Origin of the sequence: Streptomyces sp. NPDC006655, from assembly GCF_040703965.1 — a bacterium.
Taxonomy (GTDB): Bacteria; Actinomycetota; Actinomycetes; order Streptomycetales; family Streptomycetaceae; genus Streptomyces.
This window is the reverse complement of sequence record NZ_JBEYJU010000035.1, coordinates 22,269-39,648: the sequence shown is the minus strand read 5'-3', so window position 1 is coordinate 39,648 and position 17,380 is coordinate 22,269. Positions and strand designations below refer to the sequence as shown.

Below are 17,380 nucleotides of genomic sequence, written 5' to 3'. Positions count from 1 at the left end.
CCATGAGGCCAAGTCTAACGGGGCCGCGCAAGCGCTTTTTCTGTGTACGGGTGTTCGGGACGCCCCGTGCCGTCCGCCGGCGCTCGGCCGGGGCGTTGTCGGTGCCGGGTGCCAGACTGTGCAGCAGGCCGGGACGACGGCTCTTCGGGGGACCGACACACGAGGGAGTGATCGGGATGGCGGGCACCACTGGCGGACGACCGAGCATCTATCCGTCGCTGCTGTACACGGACGCGAAGGCGGCGATCAGGCAGCTGACCGAGGCCCTCGGATTCACCGAGCTGTCGGTGTACGAGGGCGAGGACGGCATGGTGCTGCACGCCGAGCTGGTGCAGGGCAACGGCGCGGTCATGCTGGGTTCCAAGGGCCGCGGCGGCCGTTTCGACGCGGCTCTGGAGGGCGCGGGCCCGACCGGTGTGTACATCGTCGTGGACGACGTCGACGCACACCACCAGCGGGCCGTGGACCACGGCGCCGAGATCCTGATGCCCCCGACGGACCAAGACTACGGCTCGCGGGACTACATGGCCCGGGACGTCGAGGGCAACGTCTGGAGCTTCGGCACGTACGCCCCGGAGATAGCGCCCTGATCTCTCGCCGACGCGGCCGGTCACGGTACTAGGGCCCTTCTGATGGATCTCCGCGGCGTCGCGACGCCCGGCACGCACGCTCGACGCAGGGGGTGGCGGGTCATGTGGCGGAGCCACCTGGCCCGCCACCCCGCACGCCGATCGCACGCACCGAACGCCGCTCCTTCTCCCACGGAGATCCGTCAGAAGGGCCCTAGCCGCCGGTGTGCACCTGGAAGGCGGCCCGGCGGACGGCCTTGGCCAGGGCCGGATCCGGGTGGGCCGCGGCCAGGGCGACCAGTACCTGCACGGTCCGCGGGTGGCCGACGGCACGGACCTCGTCGAGCAGCGCGGGCACGGTGGGCTGCAGCGCCGACTCCAGGTGGCGGACGAGCAGCGGTGCCTCCCCGTGGTCGGCGACCGCGGCGGCCGTGTCGACCCAGAGCCAGGTCGCCTCTTCCCGGGTGAGCACCTCGTGGGCGTCCTCCGGGTCGATCCCGTCGTGCTCGGCCAGCCAGAGCAGGGCGTACGGCCTGAGGGTCGGCTCGTCGACGACCGCGCGGACGTCCGGTTCGGCGGGGGCGCCGACGACCCGCAGCGCCTCGAAGGCGAGGCCGCGCAGCAGGGCGTCCTCGCCGCGGGCGGCGTCGATCAGCTCGGTGACGGCGCCGCCGACGGGGCGGGCGGCGAGCCAGGCGCGGTACTCGGCGCGGGCCGCGTTGGGGCGGAGCTGGGCGCAGCCGCGCAGCATCTCCTCGGCGGCGACCTCGATGTTCCCGGCGGGGCTCTGCGCGGCGACGCAGATCTGCTCGAGCTTGACCCAGACCGCCCAGCTGCCCAGCGGGGTGAGGGTGGCCTGGCCGTCACCGTAGGTGAGGGCGCCCACGGAACCGAGGGCGGACAGGGACCAGTCGAGAAGGGGGGCGAGCTCGGCGTCCTCGGCGGGGGCGGGGTCCTCGGCCGGTGCGCGGTCCGCCGGACCCGCGTCGACGGCGGGCACGGCGGCGACCGGACCGGCGGACCCGGGGCCGGTCTGGGTGTCGTAGGTCACCTCGCAGCGCTCGGTGCGCAGTTCGGTGACCCGCTGCCGCAGCAGGTCGAGGAGCTGCTCGACCGGGACGGGACCGGCGGACAGCTGGAGGAAGGAGAGCACCTGGGGCATGGCCGAGACGACCTCGGCGACGGCGGCCGGCTCGACGTCCGTGGGCTCGGGGTGGGCGAGCGACCAGGCGTCGAAGAGAGCGACCCAGCCGCGCAGGACGGCGCTGTCGTCGCGGTCCCAGGCGCGCAGTCGCCAGCCGGGGCGCGCGCTGTCGCCGTGCACCTCGACCAGGCCGGCGAGCCGGGCGGTGTCCCAGTCGGCGCGGACCTGAGCGACGGTCAGGCCGAGATCCGCGGCCGCGCGTTCGGCGGACGCGTCGGAGAGGGTGGCCTTGCCGTCGCCGGTCGCGCCGTCGTTCCCGGGTCCGAGGGCCGCGTCGGCCCAGTGGGCGACACGGGCCGCTCCCGCCAGGCCCGAGCGCGCCATTCTGGCCAGCTCGGCGGGGGCCGGGGTGCCCTCGGGCGGGCGGGGTGCGGGGCGGCGCGCGGGCCGCTGGTTCATCGCTCGGGGGGCGGCGGCCAGGGGTCGCGTTCGGACGAGTCGAAGCCTTGAGTCGCGCGGGATACGGGACGTCACGGGTGCAGTCTTCCGGTTGACGGTCCGAAAACCCAAACGGAATGTCACGGCGGGCGACGGGGCTGGCCAACGCACGGGCCCCGAGGGGAGGCGAGGAGACATGTTCAGGCCAGTGGTACGGCCTTAAACGGAACCTCCGGCACCGACTGGAATCAGGGCCTCCGGCTCGGGGCGGGACGAGGGCGCGAAGGGGCTGCCCTCACATCAGGGGGGTGAGGAAGCGGCGCAGCCGTTCCTCGTACTGCTTCGGGTCGGGGTTCCACATCGCGCCGTGCGGGGCGCCCGGGACGGCGTGCAGGGCGACCCGGTCGGGACGCCGCTCGGCGAGCCGCCGGGAGTACGTCCAGGGGGCGACGGTGTCGTCCGGGCCGTGCATGATCAGGGTGGGCACGGTGAGGTGTTCCGGGTCGAGGGGGTCCGCGACGCGGTCGGCGTGCAGGTTGGCGCGGCCCTGGGCGGCGCGCACCGCGAGCGGCAGCAGGGGTTCGGGGGTGTGCCGGGCCTGGGCGAGGGCGCGCAGGGTGGCCTCCCAGTTGAGCACCGGGGAGTCGAGGACCAGCCCGGAGACACGCTCGCGCAGGGCGGAGTGGGCGGCGGCGCGCAGCGCCATGGCGGCGCCGGTGGACCAGCCGTACAGGACGACGCGGCGGGCGCCGTAGCGGACGGCGTAGCGGATCGCCGCGTCCAGGTCGCGCCACTCGCTCTCGCCGAGGTGGTTCAGGCCGTCCGGCGGGCGGGGGGCGCCGAGGTCGCCGCGGTAGGCGAGGGCGAGGACCGGCAGCCTGCGGCTGTTCAGGAACCGCATGACGTTCATGGGGTGTTCGCGGGTGGTGCCGAGGCCGTGCACCGCGATCACCCAGGTGTCCCGGTCGCCGGGCACGAACCAGGCGGGCAGCGGACCGAGTTCGCCGGGGATGTCGACGTCGGCGTGGTCCAGGCCGAGGGCGGTCTCCGGGTTGCCGACGTGGACGTTGGCGGTGAGCCAGACCTTGTCGCCGGTCTCCAGGGTGCCGTGGGTCACCCGTTCCAGCCGTCGTACGACCGTGTCGGCGGTGTTCGCGGCGGACTCCATGACGGCGCCGACGACCGCGTGCGAGCCGTCGCCGGCCAGGCCGTAGGTGCCGGGGCGCAGGGAGGCGAGGTCCCGGGTGAGGGTGATGCGGCCGGCCGCGGTGCCGTGCACGGTGAGCCGGGGTTCGGTGGGCAGGGGCCGGCCGGGCGGTGCCTTCAGCGCGGCGTCACTGGCGAGCCGTCCCGCGGCCACGCCGGCCACGCCGGCGGCGAGTACGGCACCGACGGCCGCGGCCGTGACTTTGACTGGGCGCACCTGTCCAGTGTCGGGGCGGACCGCGGTGTCGGCCAGCGGAGGACGGAGGAATCGACGAAGCCACTGGACCCGGATTCCCCCCGGGCCGGGGTTCATCCCTGCCGGCGGCCGTACCGCTTCAGTTTCTCCGCCGCCGAGGCCACCTGGTCCGGGGAGAGCAGGGCCGGGGTCAGGCCCGGGACCGCGGATGCCGTCAGCCAGAGGTGGCAGAGCCATTCGAGCTGGGCGGTGCGGTCGTAGGCCTGGGCGAGGGTGGCGCCGTAGGTGACCGTGCCGTGGTTCTGGAGGAGGCAGCCGGAGCGGCCGGCCAGGGCGCGGAGCATGTTCGCGGCCAGTTCGTCGGTGCCGTACGTCGCGTACGGGGCGACCCGGACGGTGCCGCCGAGGGCCGCGGACATGTAGTGGATCGCCGGGAGTTCCGGGACGAGGGTCGAGACGGCCGTCGCGTGCACGGCGTGGGTGTGGACGACGGCGCCCGCGTCGGTGGTGCGGTAGACGGCGAGGTGCATCGGCAGCTCGCTGGTCGGCGGGAGGGTGCCGAGGACCTGCCGGCCGTCGAGGTCGACGCCGGTCACGTCGCCGGGGGCGAGCCGGTCGTACGGCACGCCCGACGGCGTGACCAGCACGGTGTCGCCGACGCGGACCGAGACGTTGCCGGAGGTGCCGACGACCAGTCCCTCGGTCACCGTGCGGCGGGCGGTGGCGACGAGGTCCTGCCAGGCGTCGGCCTCCGCCGCGAGCGCCTCCCGTCCCGACGGCTCGGGGACACCGCGTGCGCCGTCGCGCCCGTCCCGTTCGTCACGCTCGTCGCGCCGCTGCTCAGCCATGGCCCGATCCTGCCACCGGGCGGCCTGCGGGGTGACCAGAATCTCTTCGGCGGACCGGCGAGGCGGCGCAGGCCGGTCTCCCGGCGCCGCCGGCCAAGCGGCGACTGACCCCCGGGCCGTAAGCGGAATGCCGACCCCCCGTCATTGACACCCCCAAGCCCCCCTCAGTTCATCTGCCGTTCACCCAGGTTGCCTACGGTCCAACAGCCAACGACTTCGAAAGATTGCCTGGGTAAATGGAAAGCTTCTCGCTGATCCTCGCGATTGTGGTGGTAACCGCACTCGCGTTCGATTTCACGAACGGTTTCCACGACACCGCCAACGCGATGGCCACCACCATCTCGACCGGTGCGCTCAAGCCCAAGATCGCGGTGACGATGTCCGCCGCGCTCAACCTGGTGGGCGCCTTCCTCTCCGTGGAGGTCGCCAACACGATCTCCAAGGGGCTCGTCGACGAGAACGGCATCCGTCCCGAGGTCATCTTCGCCGCCCTGGTCGGCGCGATCCTCTGGAACCTGGTGACCTGGCTGGTGGGTCTGCCCTCCAGTTCCTCGCACGCCCTCATGGGCGGTCTGATCGGCGCCACCGTCGCCTCGGCCGGCTTCGGCGCGGTCCACGGCGACGTCCTCGTCACCAAGGTCCTGCTCCCGGCGGTCGCCGCCCCCGTGGTCGCGGGCCTCGCGGCACTGCTCTCCACCCGGCTGTCCTACACGCTCTCGAAGAACGCCGAGGACGAGGCCACCCGCAAGGGCTACCGCGCCGGCCAGATCGCCTCCGCCGGCCTGGTCTCGCTCGCCCACGGCACCAACGACGCGCAGAAGACGATGGGCATCATCACCCTCGCGCTCGTCGCGGGCGGTTCCATCGCCCCCGGCTCCAACCCTCCCACCTGGGTCATCCTCTCCGCCGGCCTCGCCATCGCGCTCGGCACCTACATCGGCGGCTGGCGGATCATCCGCACCATGGGCACGGGCCTGACGGACCTCCAGCCGCAGCAGGGCTTCGCCGCCCAGACCAGCGCGGCCACCGCCATCCTGGCCTCCTCCCACCTCGGCTTCTCCCTCTCCACCACGCACGTCGTCTCCGGTTCCGTGATGGGCGCAGGTCTGGGCCGCAAGGGCGGCACCGTCCGCTGGTCCACCGCGACCCGCATGGTCGTCGCCTGGGTGCTCACCCTCCCGGCCGCCGCGCTGGTCGGCGCGCTCGCCGAGTCCGTGACGGACCTCGGTGACGGGGGCACGGCCGCCGTCGCCGTCTTCCTGGTGGCCGCGAGCGCCGCGATCTGGAAGCTCTCCCGCCGCGAGGTCGTGGACAGCGGCAACGTCGTCGGCACCGAGGAGCCGGCCGGGGTCGTGACCACGGCGATCGCCGCCGTCACCCCGCCGCCCGCGGGCACGGTGACCGAGGGCCTCACCGCCACCATCCCCTCCCCCGCCGCTCCCGCGACCGACCCGGCCGCCACCGTCTGACCCCGAGGAACACAACCCGACATGAACATCGACTGGGCAGCCATCGGCTCCGTCTTCGGCGTCAGCCTCGTGGCCACCGTGGGTCTCGTGACCCTCTTCACCCTCGGCATCAAGGGCCTCTCCGCCCGCGAACGAGCCACCGCGCAGGGCAACTCCGCGACCCTGGCCGCGACCGCCGCCTGCCTCTGCTTCGCGGCCTGCACCGCGGCCGTGGCGTACGGCATCCACCTGATCGTGGCGAAGGCCTGAGCCGCGACCGCACCGATCCGCACCGATCACGACAGCGGCCCGACCCGAGGCCGCCAGGCTCCGCCCCGATCCGTTCGCGGCGGAGCCTTCCGTCTGCCCCGGGAGCCCCACCGGGCCACCGGTGTGGGCCTTCCCACACACTCCCCGCGCAGGTCAACGGCAAGTTGACGGGTCTTCCGGGGGCGTGGTGGACTGCCGGAGCCATGTACGGCGGCAAGAGAGGAAGCCGGTGTGAATCCGGCGCGGTCCCGCCACTGTCACCGGGGTAGCCATTCCCGGGAGCCAGGAACTCTCACCGCCGGTCTCGTCGAACCAGGGCGTGGACACCCTGAGTGAGGACATATCGCCATGCGCGGCTGCCGACCGAGGTGCAGTAACCGGCTCGTCCCCGACCCCGCGGCCGGCTGAGCCGATGGGTGCCGATCGCGTCTTCGCGTACGGCGCCGCCGCCGGCCTTGTCGGTGATCTGCTGCTCGGCGATCCGCGCCGGGGGCATCCGGTCGCCGCGTTCGGGCGGGCGGCCGGGGCCGTGGAGCGGGTGCTGTGGCGGGACCACCGTGGCTGGGGCGCGCTGCACACCGCCGTGTGCGCGGGCGGCGCCGTGACGCTGGGTGCCGTGGCCCAGCGGGTGGTACGGCCGTCCACCACCGCGTCCGTCGCGCTCACCGCTGCCGCCACCTGGGCCGTCGTCGGGGGCACGTCCCTCGCGCGTGAGGCGCGGGCCGTCGGACGGGCCCTCGAGGCGGGGGACGTCGAGGCGGCCCGGGCCCGGTTGCCCCATCTGTGCGGGCGGGATCCGCAGGCCCTGGACGCCGACGGGATCGCGCGGGCGGTCGTGGAGTCCGTCGCCGAGAACACCAGCGACGCGGTGGTCGGCGCGCTGGTGTGGGGGGCGCTGGGCGGAGTGCCGGGGCTGCTCGGGTTCCGGGCCGTCAACACCCTGGACGCGATGGTCGGCCACAGGTCGGCCCGCCACCTGCGGTACGGATGGGCCTCGGCGCGGCTGGACGACGTGGCCGGATGGCCGGGGGCACGGCTCACCGCCGTACTCGCCGCCGTGGCCGGGAGCGACCCCAGGGGCGCGGTGCGGGCCTGGCGGGCCGACGCGGCGAAGCATCCCAGTCCCAACGCGGGGCCCGTGGAGGCGTCGTTCGCGGGGGCGTTGGGGGTGCGGCTCGGGGGGACGTTGTCGTACGGGGGGCGGGTCGAGCACCGGCCGGTGCTGAACGGGGAGGGGCGAAGCGTGGTGACCGGGGACATCGAGCGGGCCGTGCGGCTGTCACGGCGCGTGGGCTGGCTGGCGCTGGGGGCGAGCGCGGCCGCGGCCCTGCTGCGTGGACGGGTCGCGAGGCGCGCGGGGGGTTCCTGGTGAACGGCGGCGGGCTGCTGGTGGCCGGGACCACCTCCGACGCGGGCAAGAGTGTCGTCACCGCCGGTGTCTGCCGGTGGCTCGTACGACAGGGCGTCAAGGTCGCGCCGTTCAAGGCGCAGAACATGTCCCTGAACTCCTTCGTCACCCGCGAGGGCGCCGAGATCGGGCGGGCGCAGGCCATGCAGGCGCAGGCCTGCCGGATCGAGCCGACCGCGCTGATGAACCCCGTGCTGCTCAAGCCCGGTGGCGAGCGGAGCAGTCAGGTGGTGCTGCTCGGCAAGCCGGTCGGCGAGCTGAGCGCGCGGGGGTATCACGGCGGGCGGCAGCAGAAGCTGCTCGGGACCGTGCTCGACTGCCTTGCCGAGTTGCGGGGCACGTATGACGCGGTGATCTGTGAGGGGGCGGGCAGTCCGGCGGAGATCAACCTGCGCCGGACCGACATCGTGAACATGGGGATCGCGCGCAACGCGCGGCTGCCCGTGCTGGTGGTCGGCGACATCGACCGCGGGGGTGTCTTCGCCTCCTTCTTCGGGACGGTCGCGCTGCTCTCGCCGGAGGACCAGGAACTCGTCGCGGGGTTCCTCGTCAACAAGTTCCGGGGCGACGTCTCCCTGCTGGAGCCCGGCCTCGACATGCTGCACGGGCTGACCGGGCGGCGGACGTACGGCGTCCTCCCGTTCCGGCACGGCCTCGGCATCGACGAGGAGGACGGGATGGGGGTCCCCCCGCGCGAGCGAAGCCGAGCGTGGGGGAGGGTCTCCCTGCGCGGGACCGTCCGCGAGTCGAACACCGCCCCGCCCGTCGGCGAGGACGTGCTCCGGGTCGCCGTCTGCGCGATCCCCCTCATGTCCAACTTCACGGACGTGGACGCGCTGGCCGCCGAACCGGGCGTCCTGGTGCGGTTCGTGGACCGGCCGGAGGAACTGGCCGACGCGGATCTCGTCGTGATTCCGGGGACGCGGGGGACGGTCCGGGCCCTGGAGTGGCTGCGGGAGCGGGGCCTCGCGGACGCGCTGCTGCGCCGGGCCGCCGAGCAGCGGCCCGTCCTCGGCATCTGCGGTGGCTTCCAGATCCTCGGTGAGCACATCGAGGACGAGGTCGAGAGCCGGCGAGGGCGGGTCGAAGGTCTCGGGGTGTTGCCCCTACGGGTTCGGTTCGCCCCCGAGAAGATCCTTACCCGGCCGGAGGGGACTGCACTCGGTGAGCGGGTCGAGGGGTACGAGATCCATCACGGGGTCGCCGAAGTGACCGGCGGGGAAGCCTTCCTTGACGGCTGCCGGGTCGGGCAGACCTGGGGCACCCACTGGCACGGCTCCCTGGAGTCGGACGGCTTCCGGCGGGCCTTCCTGCGCGAGGTGGCCGCCGCCGCGGGCCGCCGGTTCGTGCCGGCCCCCGACACCTCGTTCGCCGGGCTGCGCGAGGAGCAGCTCGACCGGCTCGGCGACCTGATCGAACAGCACGCGGACACGGACGCGCTCTGGCGGCTCATCGAGTCGGGCGCGCCGCAAGGACTGCCTTTCATTCCACCGGGAGCGCCCGCATGAGCACAGTGTTGTTGTTGTCGACCGCCGACACCGATCTGCTGGCGGCCCGGGCCGCCGCCGGTGCGGACTACCGGATCGGCAATCCGACGCGCGTCGACGTCGCGGAGGAGCTGCCCGCGCTGGTCGAGGGTGCGGACATCGCCGTCGTACGGCTGCTCGGCGGGAAGCGGGCCTGGGAGGACGGGCTCGCCGCGCTGAGGGCCGCCGGGATCCCGACCGTGCTGCTCGGCGGCGAGGCGGTGCCGGACGCCGAGCTGATGGCCGAGTCGTCGGTGCCGGCCGGGGTGGTGGCCGAGGCCCTCAGGTACCTGGTCGAGGGCGGCCCGGCCAACCTCACCGAGCTGGCCCGGTTCCTGTCCGACACCGTGCTGCTGACCGGCGAGGGATTCGTCGAGCCGCAGCGGATGCCCGAGTTCGGCGTGCACGGCGAACGTCCCCGCGCCGAGGGCCGGCCGACCGTCGGCGTGCTCTTCTACCGCGCCCATGAACTGAGCGGCAACACCGCCTTCGTGGACACCCTGTGCGACGCGATCGAGGCGCACGGCGCCAACGCCCTTCCGGTGTTCTGCGGTTCGCTGCGCGGGGCGGACGCCGGGCTGTACGAGCTGCTGGGCCGGGCCGACGCGCTGGTGGCCACCGTCCTCGCCGCGGGCGGCACGCACGCCTCCCAGGCCTCGGCCGGCGGCGACGAGGAGGCCTGGGACGTCGGCGCGCTCGCCGACCTGGACGTACCGGTGCTCCAGGGCCTGTGCCTCACCTCCTCGCGCGCCGCCTGGGACGAGTCGGACGCCGCGCTCTCCCCCATGGACGCGGCGATGCAGGTCGCCATCCCGGAGTTCGACGGCCGTCTGATCACCGTGCCGTTCTCCTTCAAGGAGCAGGGCCCCGACGACGTCCCGGTCTACGTCGCCGACCCGGAGCGGGCCGGGCGCGTCGCCGGGATCGCCGTCCGGCACGCACGCCTGCGGCACAAGCCGAACGCCGAGAAGAAGGTGGCGCTGGTCTTCACCGCGTACCCGACCAAGCACTCGCGGGTCGGCAACGCGGTCGGCCTGGACACGCCCGCGTCGGCGGTGCGGGTGCTGGACGCGCTGCGGGACGCCGGGTACGGGGTCAGCGGACACCCGTCCGAGGGTGACGAGTTGATCCACCGGCTGATCGCGGCCGGCGGCCACGACGTGGAGTGGCTGACCGAGGAGCAGCTGGCCGCCGCGCCCGCACGGGTGCCACTGGCGGACTACCGGGCGTGGTTCGAGAAGCTGGACCCGCGGCTGCGCGACGCGATGACCGAGGCGTGGGGCGAGACGCCGGGCAACCTGTACGTCGACGGCGACGACATCGTGCTCGCGTCCCTGCGGTTCGGGAACGTGGTCGTGATGATCCAGCCGCCGCGCGGCTTCGGGGAGAACCCGATCGCGATCTACCACGACCCGGACATGCCGCCGTCGCACCACTACCTGGCGGCCTACCGGTGGCTGGAGAACAGTTTCGGCGCCGACGCGATCGTGCACATGGGCAAGCACGGCACGATGGAGTGGCTGCCCGGCAAGGGCCTCGGGCTGAGCGCCGGCTGCGCGCCGGACGCGGTCCTCGGCGACCTGCCGCTGATCTACCCGTTCATCGTCAACGACCCCGGCGAGGGCACCCAGGCCAAGCGGCGCGGGCACGCCACCGTCGTCGACCACCTGGTGCCGCCGATGGCCCGCGCCGACACCTACGGCGACCTGGCCAAGCTGGAGCAGCTGCTCGACGAGTACGCGCTGGTCTCCGACCTGGACCCGGCCAAGGCACCGGCCGTGCGGGCGCAGATCTGGACGCTGGTGAAGGCGGCCGAGCTCCACCACGACCTGCATGTGGACGAGCAGCCGGACGACGGCGACTTCGACGAGTTCGTCATGCACATCGACGGCTATCTGTGCGAGATCAAGGACGTGCAGATCAGGGACGGTCTGCACATCCTCGGCGGCGGTCCGGTCGGCGAGCCGCGGGTGAACCTGGTGCTGGCGGTGCTGCGGGCCTCGCAGGTGTGGGGCGGGCAGGCCAACGCGCTGCCGGGGCTCAGGGCCTCCTTCGCGGCCCATTTCGGGCTCGTCGAGAAGGAGTTGCTGGCCGAGCCGGGCGCGCCGGTGAAGGTGCCGGTGGAGCTGACGGATCTCGTCGAGGGCCCCTCGCGTACCGCGGCCGACGCGATCGACCTGCTGGAACAGCTGTGCCGCAGGGTCGCGGAAGGCATGGAACAGCGGGGCTGGGCGGTGGCGCAGAGCCGTCCGCTGGTACGGGAGGTGCTGGGCACCGAACTGCCCGACGCGATCGCGGTGCTGGAGTTCGCGTGCACCGAGGTCGTGCCGAGGCTGGCGCGGACGACGGACGAGATCGGGCACATCCTGCGCGCGCTGGACGGCGGTTACGTCCCGGCGGGCCCGTCCGGCTCCCCCACCCGTGGCCTGGTCAACGTGCTGCCCACCGGCCGGAACTTCTACTCGGTCGACCCCAAGGCCATTCCGTCCCGGCTGAGCTGGGAGGTCGGCCAGTCGCTGGCGGACTCGCTCGTGCAGCGGTACCTGAGCGACACCGGTGAGTACCCGAAGTCGGTCGGTCTGACGGTGTGGGGCACCTCCGCGATGCGCACCCAGGGCGACGACATCGCGGAGATCCTGGCGCTGCTCGGCTGCCGTCCGGTGTGGGACGAGGCGTCGCGGCGGGTGACCGGCTTCGAGGTGATCCCGCTCGGCGAGCTGGGCCGGCCGCGCATCGACGTCACGGTCCGGATCTCGGGCTTCTTCCGGGACGCGTTCCCGCACGTGGTCGGGCTGATCGACGACGCGGTGCGGGCGGTGGCCGAGCTGGCCGAGCCCGCCGAGTCCAACTACGTGAAGGCGCACGCCGACGAGGACACCGCCGGGCACGGTGACCGGCGGCGCGCGACCGCCCGGGTCTTCGGCTCCAAGCCGGGCGCGTACGGCGCCGGGCTGCTGCCGCTGATCGACGCCCGCAACTGGCGCTCCGACGCGGACCTCGCCGAGGTGTACGCGGTCTGGGGCGGGTACGCCTACGGGCGCGGGCTCGACGGCCGGGCGGCGCGCGGGGACATGGAGACCGCGTTCCGGCGGATCGCCGTCGCCGCGAAGAACGTCGACACCCGCGAGCACGACCTCGTGGACGCCGACGACTACTTCCAGTACCACGGCGGCATGGTGGCGATGGTCCGCCACCTGACCGGCGCCAACCCCGAGGCCTACGTGGGTGACTCGGCCACGCCGGACCAGGTGCGGACCCGCACGCTGGGCGAGGAGACGCACCGCGTCTTCCGGGCCCGGGTGGTCAACCCGCGCTGGATGGCTGCCATGCGCCGGCACGGCTACAAGGGCGCCTTCGAGATGGCGGCGACCGTCGACTACCTGTTCGGCTACGACGCCACGGCGGGCGTGGTCGACGACTGGATGTACGAGAAGCTCAGCGCGGAGTACGTCTTCGACGCGGAGAACCGGGACTTCATGAAGAAGTCCAACCCGTGGGCGCTGCGCGGGATCACCGAACGGCTCCTGGAGGCCGCCGACCGCGGTCTGTGGGCCGAGCCGGACGCGGACACCCTGGAGAGGCTGCGCGCCACCTATCTGGAGCTGGAAGGCGACTTGGAGGGCGACGAGAAGTGAGTACCCCGTTCCCGTTCACGGCCGTCGTCGGCCAGGACGACCTGCGGCTCGCGCTGCTGCTGAACGCCGTCTCCCCGGCGGTCGGCGGGGTGCTGGTGCGCGGCGAGAAGGGCACCGCCAAGTCGACGGCGGTGCGCGCCCTGTCGGCGCTGCTGCCGACCGTGGACGTCGTCGCCGGCTGCCGGTTCTCCTGCGACCCGGCGGAGCCCGACCCGGCCTGTCCGGACGGCCCGCACCACCCGCCCGGGGCCTTCGAGTCCCGCCCGGCGCGCATGGTCGAGCTGCCGGTGGGCGCCTCCGAGGACCGGCTGGTGGGCGCGCTGGACATCGAGCGGGCGCTGGCCGAGGGCGTGAAGGCCTTCGAGCCGGGCCTGCTGGCCGACGCGCACCGCGGGATCCTCTACGTCGACGAGGTGAACCTCCTCCACGACCACCTGGTCGACCTGCTGCTGGACGCTGCGGCGATGGGCGCGTCGTACGTGGAGCGCGAGGGTGTCTCCGTGCGGCACGCGGCCAGGTTCCTGCTGGTCGGCACCATGAACCCCGAAGAGGGCGAGTTGCGCCCGCAGTTGCTCGACCGGTTCGGCCTCACGGTGGAGGTGGCCGCCTCGCGCGAGCCCGACCTGCGGGTGGAGGTCGTCCGGCGGCGGCTCGCGTACGACGACGACCCGGCCGGTTTCACGGCGCGTTGGGCCGACGAGGAGGCGGCCGTCCGGCAACGGATCGTGGCGGCGCGGGAGTTGCTGCCGTCGGTGCGGCTGGGCGACGGTGCGCTGCGGCAGATCGCGGCGACCTGTGCGGCCTTCGAGGTGGACGGGATGCGCGCCGACATCGTGATGGCGCGGACCGCCACCGCGCTCGCCGCGTGGGCCGGCCGGACCGTGGTGCTGGCCGAGGACGTACGGCAGGCCGCGCTGCTGGCGCTGCCGCACCGCAGGCGCCGCAACCCCTTCGACGCGCCGGGCCTCGACGAGGACAGGCTGGACGAGACGCTGGCGGAGTTCTCCGGGCAGGACGAGAGCGACGACGACCCGGACCCGGACGGTCCCGGCGGCGGTGGCGGCCGGCCGGCGCCCGAGGACGGCGGGCCGCAGGGCGGTGACACCGGTGCCCGGCCCGAGGCGGGCGAGGACGGCGAGCCGCAGGCCGCGGGGGCGGGCGAGCAGTCCCCCGTCCGGGCCGCCGAGCCCTTCCGCACCAAGGCGCTGAGCGTGCCGGGGATCGGCGAGGGGGCCGCCGGGCGGCGGTCCCGGGCCCGGACCGAGCACGGGCGGACCACGGGTGCGCGCCGGCCGCGGGGCGCCCTGACCAAGCTGCACCTGGCGGCGACCGTGCGGGCCGCCGCCCCGCACCAGCGGGCCCGCGGCCGGTCGGGGCCCGGGCTCGTGGTCCGGCGGGACGACCTGCGGCAGGCGGCACGGGAGGGGCGTGAGGGCAACCTCGTGCTCTTCGTGGTCGACGCGTCCGGGTCGATGGCGGCCCGGCAGCGGATGAGCGCGGTCAAGGGTGCCGTCCTCTCGCTGCTCCTCGACGCCTACCAGCGCCGGGACAAGGTGGGTCTGGTCACCTTCCGGGGCTCGGCGGCCGAGGTCGCACTGCCGCCGACGTCGTCCGTGGACGCGGCGGCGGCCCGGCTGGAGTCGCTGCCCACCGGGGGGCGTACGCCGCTCGCGGCCGGGCTGCTCAAGGCGCACGACGTGCTGCGGGTGGAGCGGTTGCGGGATCCGGCGCGGCGCGCGCTGGTGGTCGTGGTGACGGACGGACGGGCCACCGGCGGTCCGGAGCCGGTCGCGCTCGCCGGGCGGGCGGCCCGGCTGTTCGCGGCCGACGGGCTCGCCTCGGTGGTCGTGGACTGCGAGTCGGGGCCGGTGCGGCTGGGGCTCGCCGGGCAGCTCGCCGGTGAACTGGGCGGCACGGCGGTGACGCTCGACGAGCTGCGGGCGGACTCGATCGCCGGACTGGTGAAGGACGTGCAGAGGAGGGCCGCGTAATGCCGCAGGGACAGCCGAGTGTCGTACCGGAGGACGGACTGACGACCCGTCAGCGCCGCAACCGGCCGCTGGTGGTCGTGCACACGGGCGTCGGGAAGGGCAAGTCCACCGCCGCGTTCGGGCTCGCGCTGCGGGCCTGGAACCAGGGGTGGCCGATCGGGGTGTTCCAGTTCGTCAAGTCGGCGAAGTGGAAGGTCGGCGAGGAGCGGGCGCTGCGGGTCCTCGGGGACTCCGGGGAGGGCGGGACCGTCGCCTGGCACAAGATGGGCGAGGGCTGGTCCTGGGTCCAGCGCGACGCCCAGATGGACAACGAGGAGAAGGCCCGGGAGGGCTGGGAGCAGGTCAAGCGGGACCTCGCCGCCGAGACGTACCGGCTGTACGTGCTCGACGAGTTCGCGTACCCGATGCACTGGGGGTGGGTGGACACCGACGAGGTGGTCGAGGTGCTGCGGAACCGGCCGGGGACCCAGCATGTCGTGATCACCGGGCGCAACGCCCCGGAGAAGCTGGTCGCCGTCGCCGACCTCGTCACGGACATGTCCAAGGTCAAGCACCCGATGGACGTGGGACAGAAGGGGCAGAGGGGCATCGAGTGGTGATGTCGTCCGTCCCTCGGCTGGTCGTCGCCGCGCCGTCGTCCGGCAGCGGCAAGACCACCGTCGCCACGGGGCTGATGGCCGCGTTCGCCGCGCGGGGGCTCGCCGTGTCCCCGCACAAGGTCGGGCCGGACTACATCGACCCCGGGTACCACGCGCTCGCGACCGGGCGGGTGGGACGGAACCTCGACGCGTACCTGTGCGGACCGGAGCTGGTCGGTCCGCTGTTCGCGCACGGTGCGCGCGGCTGTGATCTGGCCGTCGTCGAGGGCGTGATGGGGCTGTACGACGGGGCGGCGGGGGAAGGGGAGCTGGCGTCCACCGCTCAGGTGGCGAAGCTGCTGCGGGCGCCGGTGGTGCTGGTCGTGGACGCGTCCTCGCAGTCCCGGTCGGTGGCGGCGCTGGTGCACGGGTTCGCGTCGTGGGATCCGCAGGTGCGGGTCGGGGGCGTGATCCTGAACAAGGTGGCGTCGGACCGGCACGAGGAGTTGCTGAGGGAGGCGCTGGAGGCTTCCGGGGTGCCGGTGTTCGGGGTGCTGCGGAGGGTGGCTCAGGTGGAGACGCCGTCGCGGCACCTGGGGCTGGTGCCGGTGGCGGAGCGGCGCAGGGACGCCGTCGAGGCGGTGGCGGCGATGGCCGCGCAGGTCGCCGACGGATGTGACCTGGGGGCGCTGCTGGAGCTGGCGAGGGGCGCGGGAGCGTTGCCGGGTGCGGCCTGGGACGCGGCCGAGGCGCTGGCTTCCTCGTCGGCGCGCACCGTGCGCTCCAAGGTGCGCGTCGCCGTCGCCGGCGGGGCCGCGTTCACCTTCTCCTACGCCGAGCACACCGAACTGCTCGCCGCGGCCGGTGCCGACGTCGTGCCGTTCGACCCGCTGCGGGACGAGCGGCTCCCCGAAGGAACGGACGGGTTGGTCGTCGGGGGCGGGTTTCCCGAGGTGTACGGACGTGAGCTGTCGGCCAACGAGCGGCTCAGGAAGGACATCGCCGCCCTCGCCGAGCGCGGCGCTCCCGTCGCCGCCGAGTGCGCCGGGCTGCTCTACCTGTGCCGGGAGCTGGACGGGCTGCCCATGTGCGGCGTGCTGGACGCGCGCGCGCGGATGTCGGAGCGGCTCACGCTCGGGTACCGGGACGCCGTCGCCGTGGGCGACAGTGTGCTGGCCGTGGCCGGGACGCGGATGCGGGGGCACGAGTTCCACCGGACCGTGGTGGAGCCGGGGGCCGGCGCGGCGCCCGCGTGGGGTGTGCGCACCCCCCGGCCGCGGGTCGAGGGTTTTGTACAGCAGGGTGTGCACGCGAGTTATCTGCACACGCACTGGGCGTCCGAGCCCGGTGTGGCCCGTAGGTTCGTGGAGAGGTGCCGGACGTCATGAGCAGCAGGTTGGTCGGAGTCGGGGTGGGTCCCGGTGACCCCGAGCTGGTGACCGTCAAGGGGGTCAACGCCCTGCGTGCGGCCGAGGTCGTCGTCGTACCCGTGATGGACGGCGGGGAGCGCGGGCGTGCCGAGGCGACCGTGCTGCACTACGTGGGCGCGGAGAAGGTCGTCCGGGTCGTCTTCGCGCTGAACGAGCGCAGTGACCGGGGGCGGCGGGAGGCCGCCTGGGACGCCGCCGGCGCGAAGGTCGCCGAGCTGCTGCGCGCGCACGGCTCCGTCGCGTTCGCCACCATCGGCGACCCCAATGTCTATTCGACGTTCACGTATCTCGCGCAGACCGTCGCCGCTCTGGTGCCGGACGTGGTCGTGGAGACCGTGCCCGGGATCACCGCCATGCAGGATCTCGCCGCGCGTTCCGGTGCCGTGCTCACCGAGGGGACCGAGCCGCTGACGCTCGTCCCGGTGACGGCGGGCGCCGAGGCGCTGAAGGACGCGCTGGGCGGGCCGGGGACGGTCGTGGCGTACAAGTTCGGACGGCAGGCCGGTGCGGTCCTGACGGCGCTGCGGGAGAGCGGGCGGGTCGACAATGCCGTGTGGGGGTCGGCGCTGGGTCTGGACGAGGAGTCCATCCGGCCGGCCGCCGAGCTCGACGGTGCCCCGCTGCCGTACCTCTCCACGCTGATCGCTCCGCCGCGCCGGGACGCCGGGAGAGGCGGGAAGCTGTGAGCGCCGC

At 73.9% G+C, this 17,380-nt stretch carries 13 protein-coding genes and 1 riboswitch; of the genes, 10 read left to right on the top strand and 3 right to left on the bottom strand.

All coding sequences use genetic code 11. The features are described 5' to 3' along the window. Window positions 1–176: 176 nt before the first annotated feature. Window positions 177–590 carry a VOC family protein gene (locus AB0958_RS21440; RefSeq protein ID WP_366892042.1) on the top strand — a complete coding sequence of 138 codons (414 nt, stop codon included), beginning with the start codon at window positions 177–179 and terminating at the stop codon, window positions 588–590. 193 nt (window positions 591–783) lie between these two features. On the opposite strand, the gene AB0958_RS21435 is transcribed toward AB0958_RS21440, so the two are convergent. The 3 genes from AB0958_RS21435 to AB0958_RS21425 form a co-directional block, all read right to left on the bottom strand. Beyond that, window positions 784–2,172: a hypothetical protein gene (locus AB0958_RS21435; protein WP_366892041.1), complete on the bottom strand. Its 1,389-nt coding sequence runs from the start codon at window positions 2,170–2,172 to the stop codon at window positions 784–786. A gap of 274 nt (window positions 2,173–2,446) precedes the next feature. Further along, complete coding sequence (locus AB0958_RS21430; RefSeq protein ID WP_366892040.1) at window positions 2,447–3,574, bottom strand: alpha/beta fold hydrolase; 1,128 nt, start codon at window positions 3,572–3,574, stop codon at window positions 2,447–2,449. A gap of 92 nt (window positions 3,575–3,666) precedes the next feature. Then, window positions 3,667–4,401, bottom strand: a complete 735-nt coding sequence (locus tag AB0958_RS21425; RefSeq protein WP_366892039.1) for a class II aldolase/adducin family protein — start codon at window positions 4,399–4,401, stop codon at window positions 3,667–3,669. A 236-nt stretch (window positions 4,402–4,637) separates the two neighbouring features. Between AB0958_RS21425 and AB0958_RS21420 the strand changes: the two genes are divergently transcribed. The 9 genes from AB0958_RS21420 to cobI all read left to right on the top strand — a co-directional run bounded on the left by AB0958_RS21420 (window position 4,638) and on the right by cobI (window position 17,373). Further along, complete coding sequence (locus AB0958_RS21420) at window positions 4,638–5,870, top strand: inorganic phosphate transporter (protein WP_366892038.1); 1,233 nt, start codon at window positions 4,638–4,640, stop codon at window positions 5,868–5,870. A gap of 21 nt (window positions 5,871–5,891) precedes the next feature. Then, window positions 5,892–6,119 (top strand): hypothetical protein, encoded by a 228-nt coding sequence (locus tag AB0958_RS21415; protein ID WP_366892037.1) that lies wholly within the window; start codon window positions 5,892–5,894, stop codon window positions 6,117–6,119. A 170-nt stretch (window positions 6,120–6,289) separates the two neighbouring features. After that, window positions 6,290–6,432: riboswitch (cobalamin riboswitch) on the top strand. A 99-nt stretch (window positions 6,433–6,531) separates the two neighbouring features. Then, complete coding sequence (locus AB0958_RS21410; protein WP_366892036.1) at window positions 6,532–7,491, top strand: cobalamin biosynthesis protein; 960 nt, start codon at window positions 6,532–6,534, stop codon at window positions 7,489–7,491. Then, window positions 7,488–9,035, top strand: a complete 1,548-nt coding sequence (locus tag AB0958_RS21405; RefSeq protein WP_366892035.1) for a cobyric acid synthase — start codon at window positions 7,488–7,490, stop codon at window positions 9,033–9,035. Before AB0958_RS21410 ends, AB0958_RS21405 begins: the two co-directional genes overlap by 4 nt. Continuing rightward, window positions 9,032–12,688 (top strand): cobaltochelatase subunit CobN, encoded by a 3,657-nt coding sequence (cobN, locus tag AB0958_RS21400; RefSeq protein ID WP_366892034.1) that lies wholly within the window; start codon window positions 9,032–9,034, stop codon window positions 12,686–12,688. The genes AB0958_RS21405 and cobN overlap by 4 nt, the downstream gene beginning before the upstream one ends. Next, complete coding sequence (locus tag AB0958_RS21395) at window positions 12,685–14,679, top strand: putative cobaltochelatase (protein WP_366892033.1); 1,995 nt, start codon at window positions 12,685–12,687, stop codon at window positions 14,677–14,679. Before cobN ends, AB0958_RS21395 begins: the two co-directional genes overlap by 4 nt. Then, on the top strand, window positions 14,679–15,278 hold the full coding sequence (gene cobO / locus AB0958_RS21390) for a cob(I)yrinic acid a,c-diamide adenosyltransferase (protein WP_366892032.1): 600 nt from the start codon (window positions 14,679–14,681) through the stop codon (window positions 15,276–15,278). The genes AB0958_RS21395 and cobO overlap by 1 nt, the downstream gene beginning before the upstream one ends. Then, window positions 15,278–16,645, top strand: a complete 1,368-nt coding sequence (locus AB0958_RS21385) for a cobyrinate a,c-diamide synthase (RefSeq protein ID WP_366892031.1) — start codon at window positions 15,278–15,280, stop codon at window positions 16,643–16,645. Before cobO ends, AB0958_RS21385 begins: the two co-directional genes overlap by 1 nt. Continuing rightward, on the top strand, window positions 16,642–17,373 hold the full coding sequence (gene cobI, locus AB0958_RS21380; RefSeq protein WP_366892030.1) for a precorrin-2 C(20)-methyltransferase: 732 nt from the start codon (window positions 16,642–16,644) through the stop codon (window positions 17,371–17,373). The genes AB0958_RS21385 and cobI overlap by 4 nt, the downstream gene beginning before the upstream one ends. The last annotated feature ends 7 nt before the right edge of the window (window positions 17,374–17,380 follow it).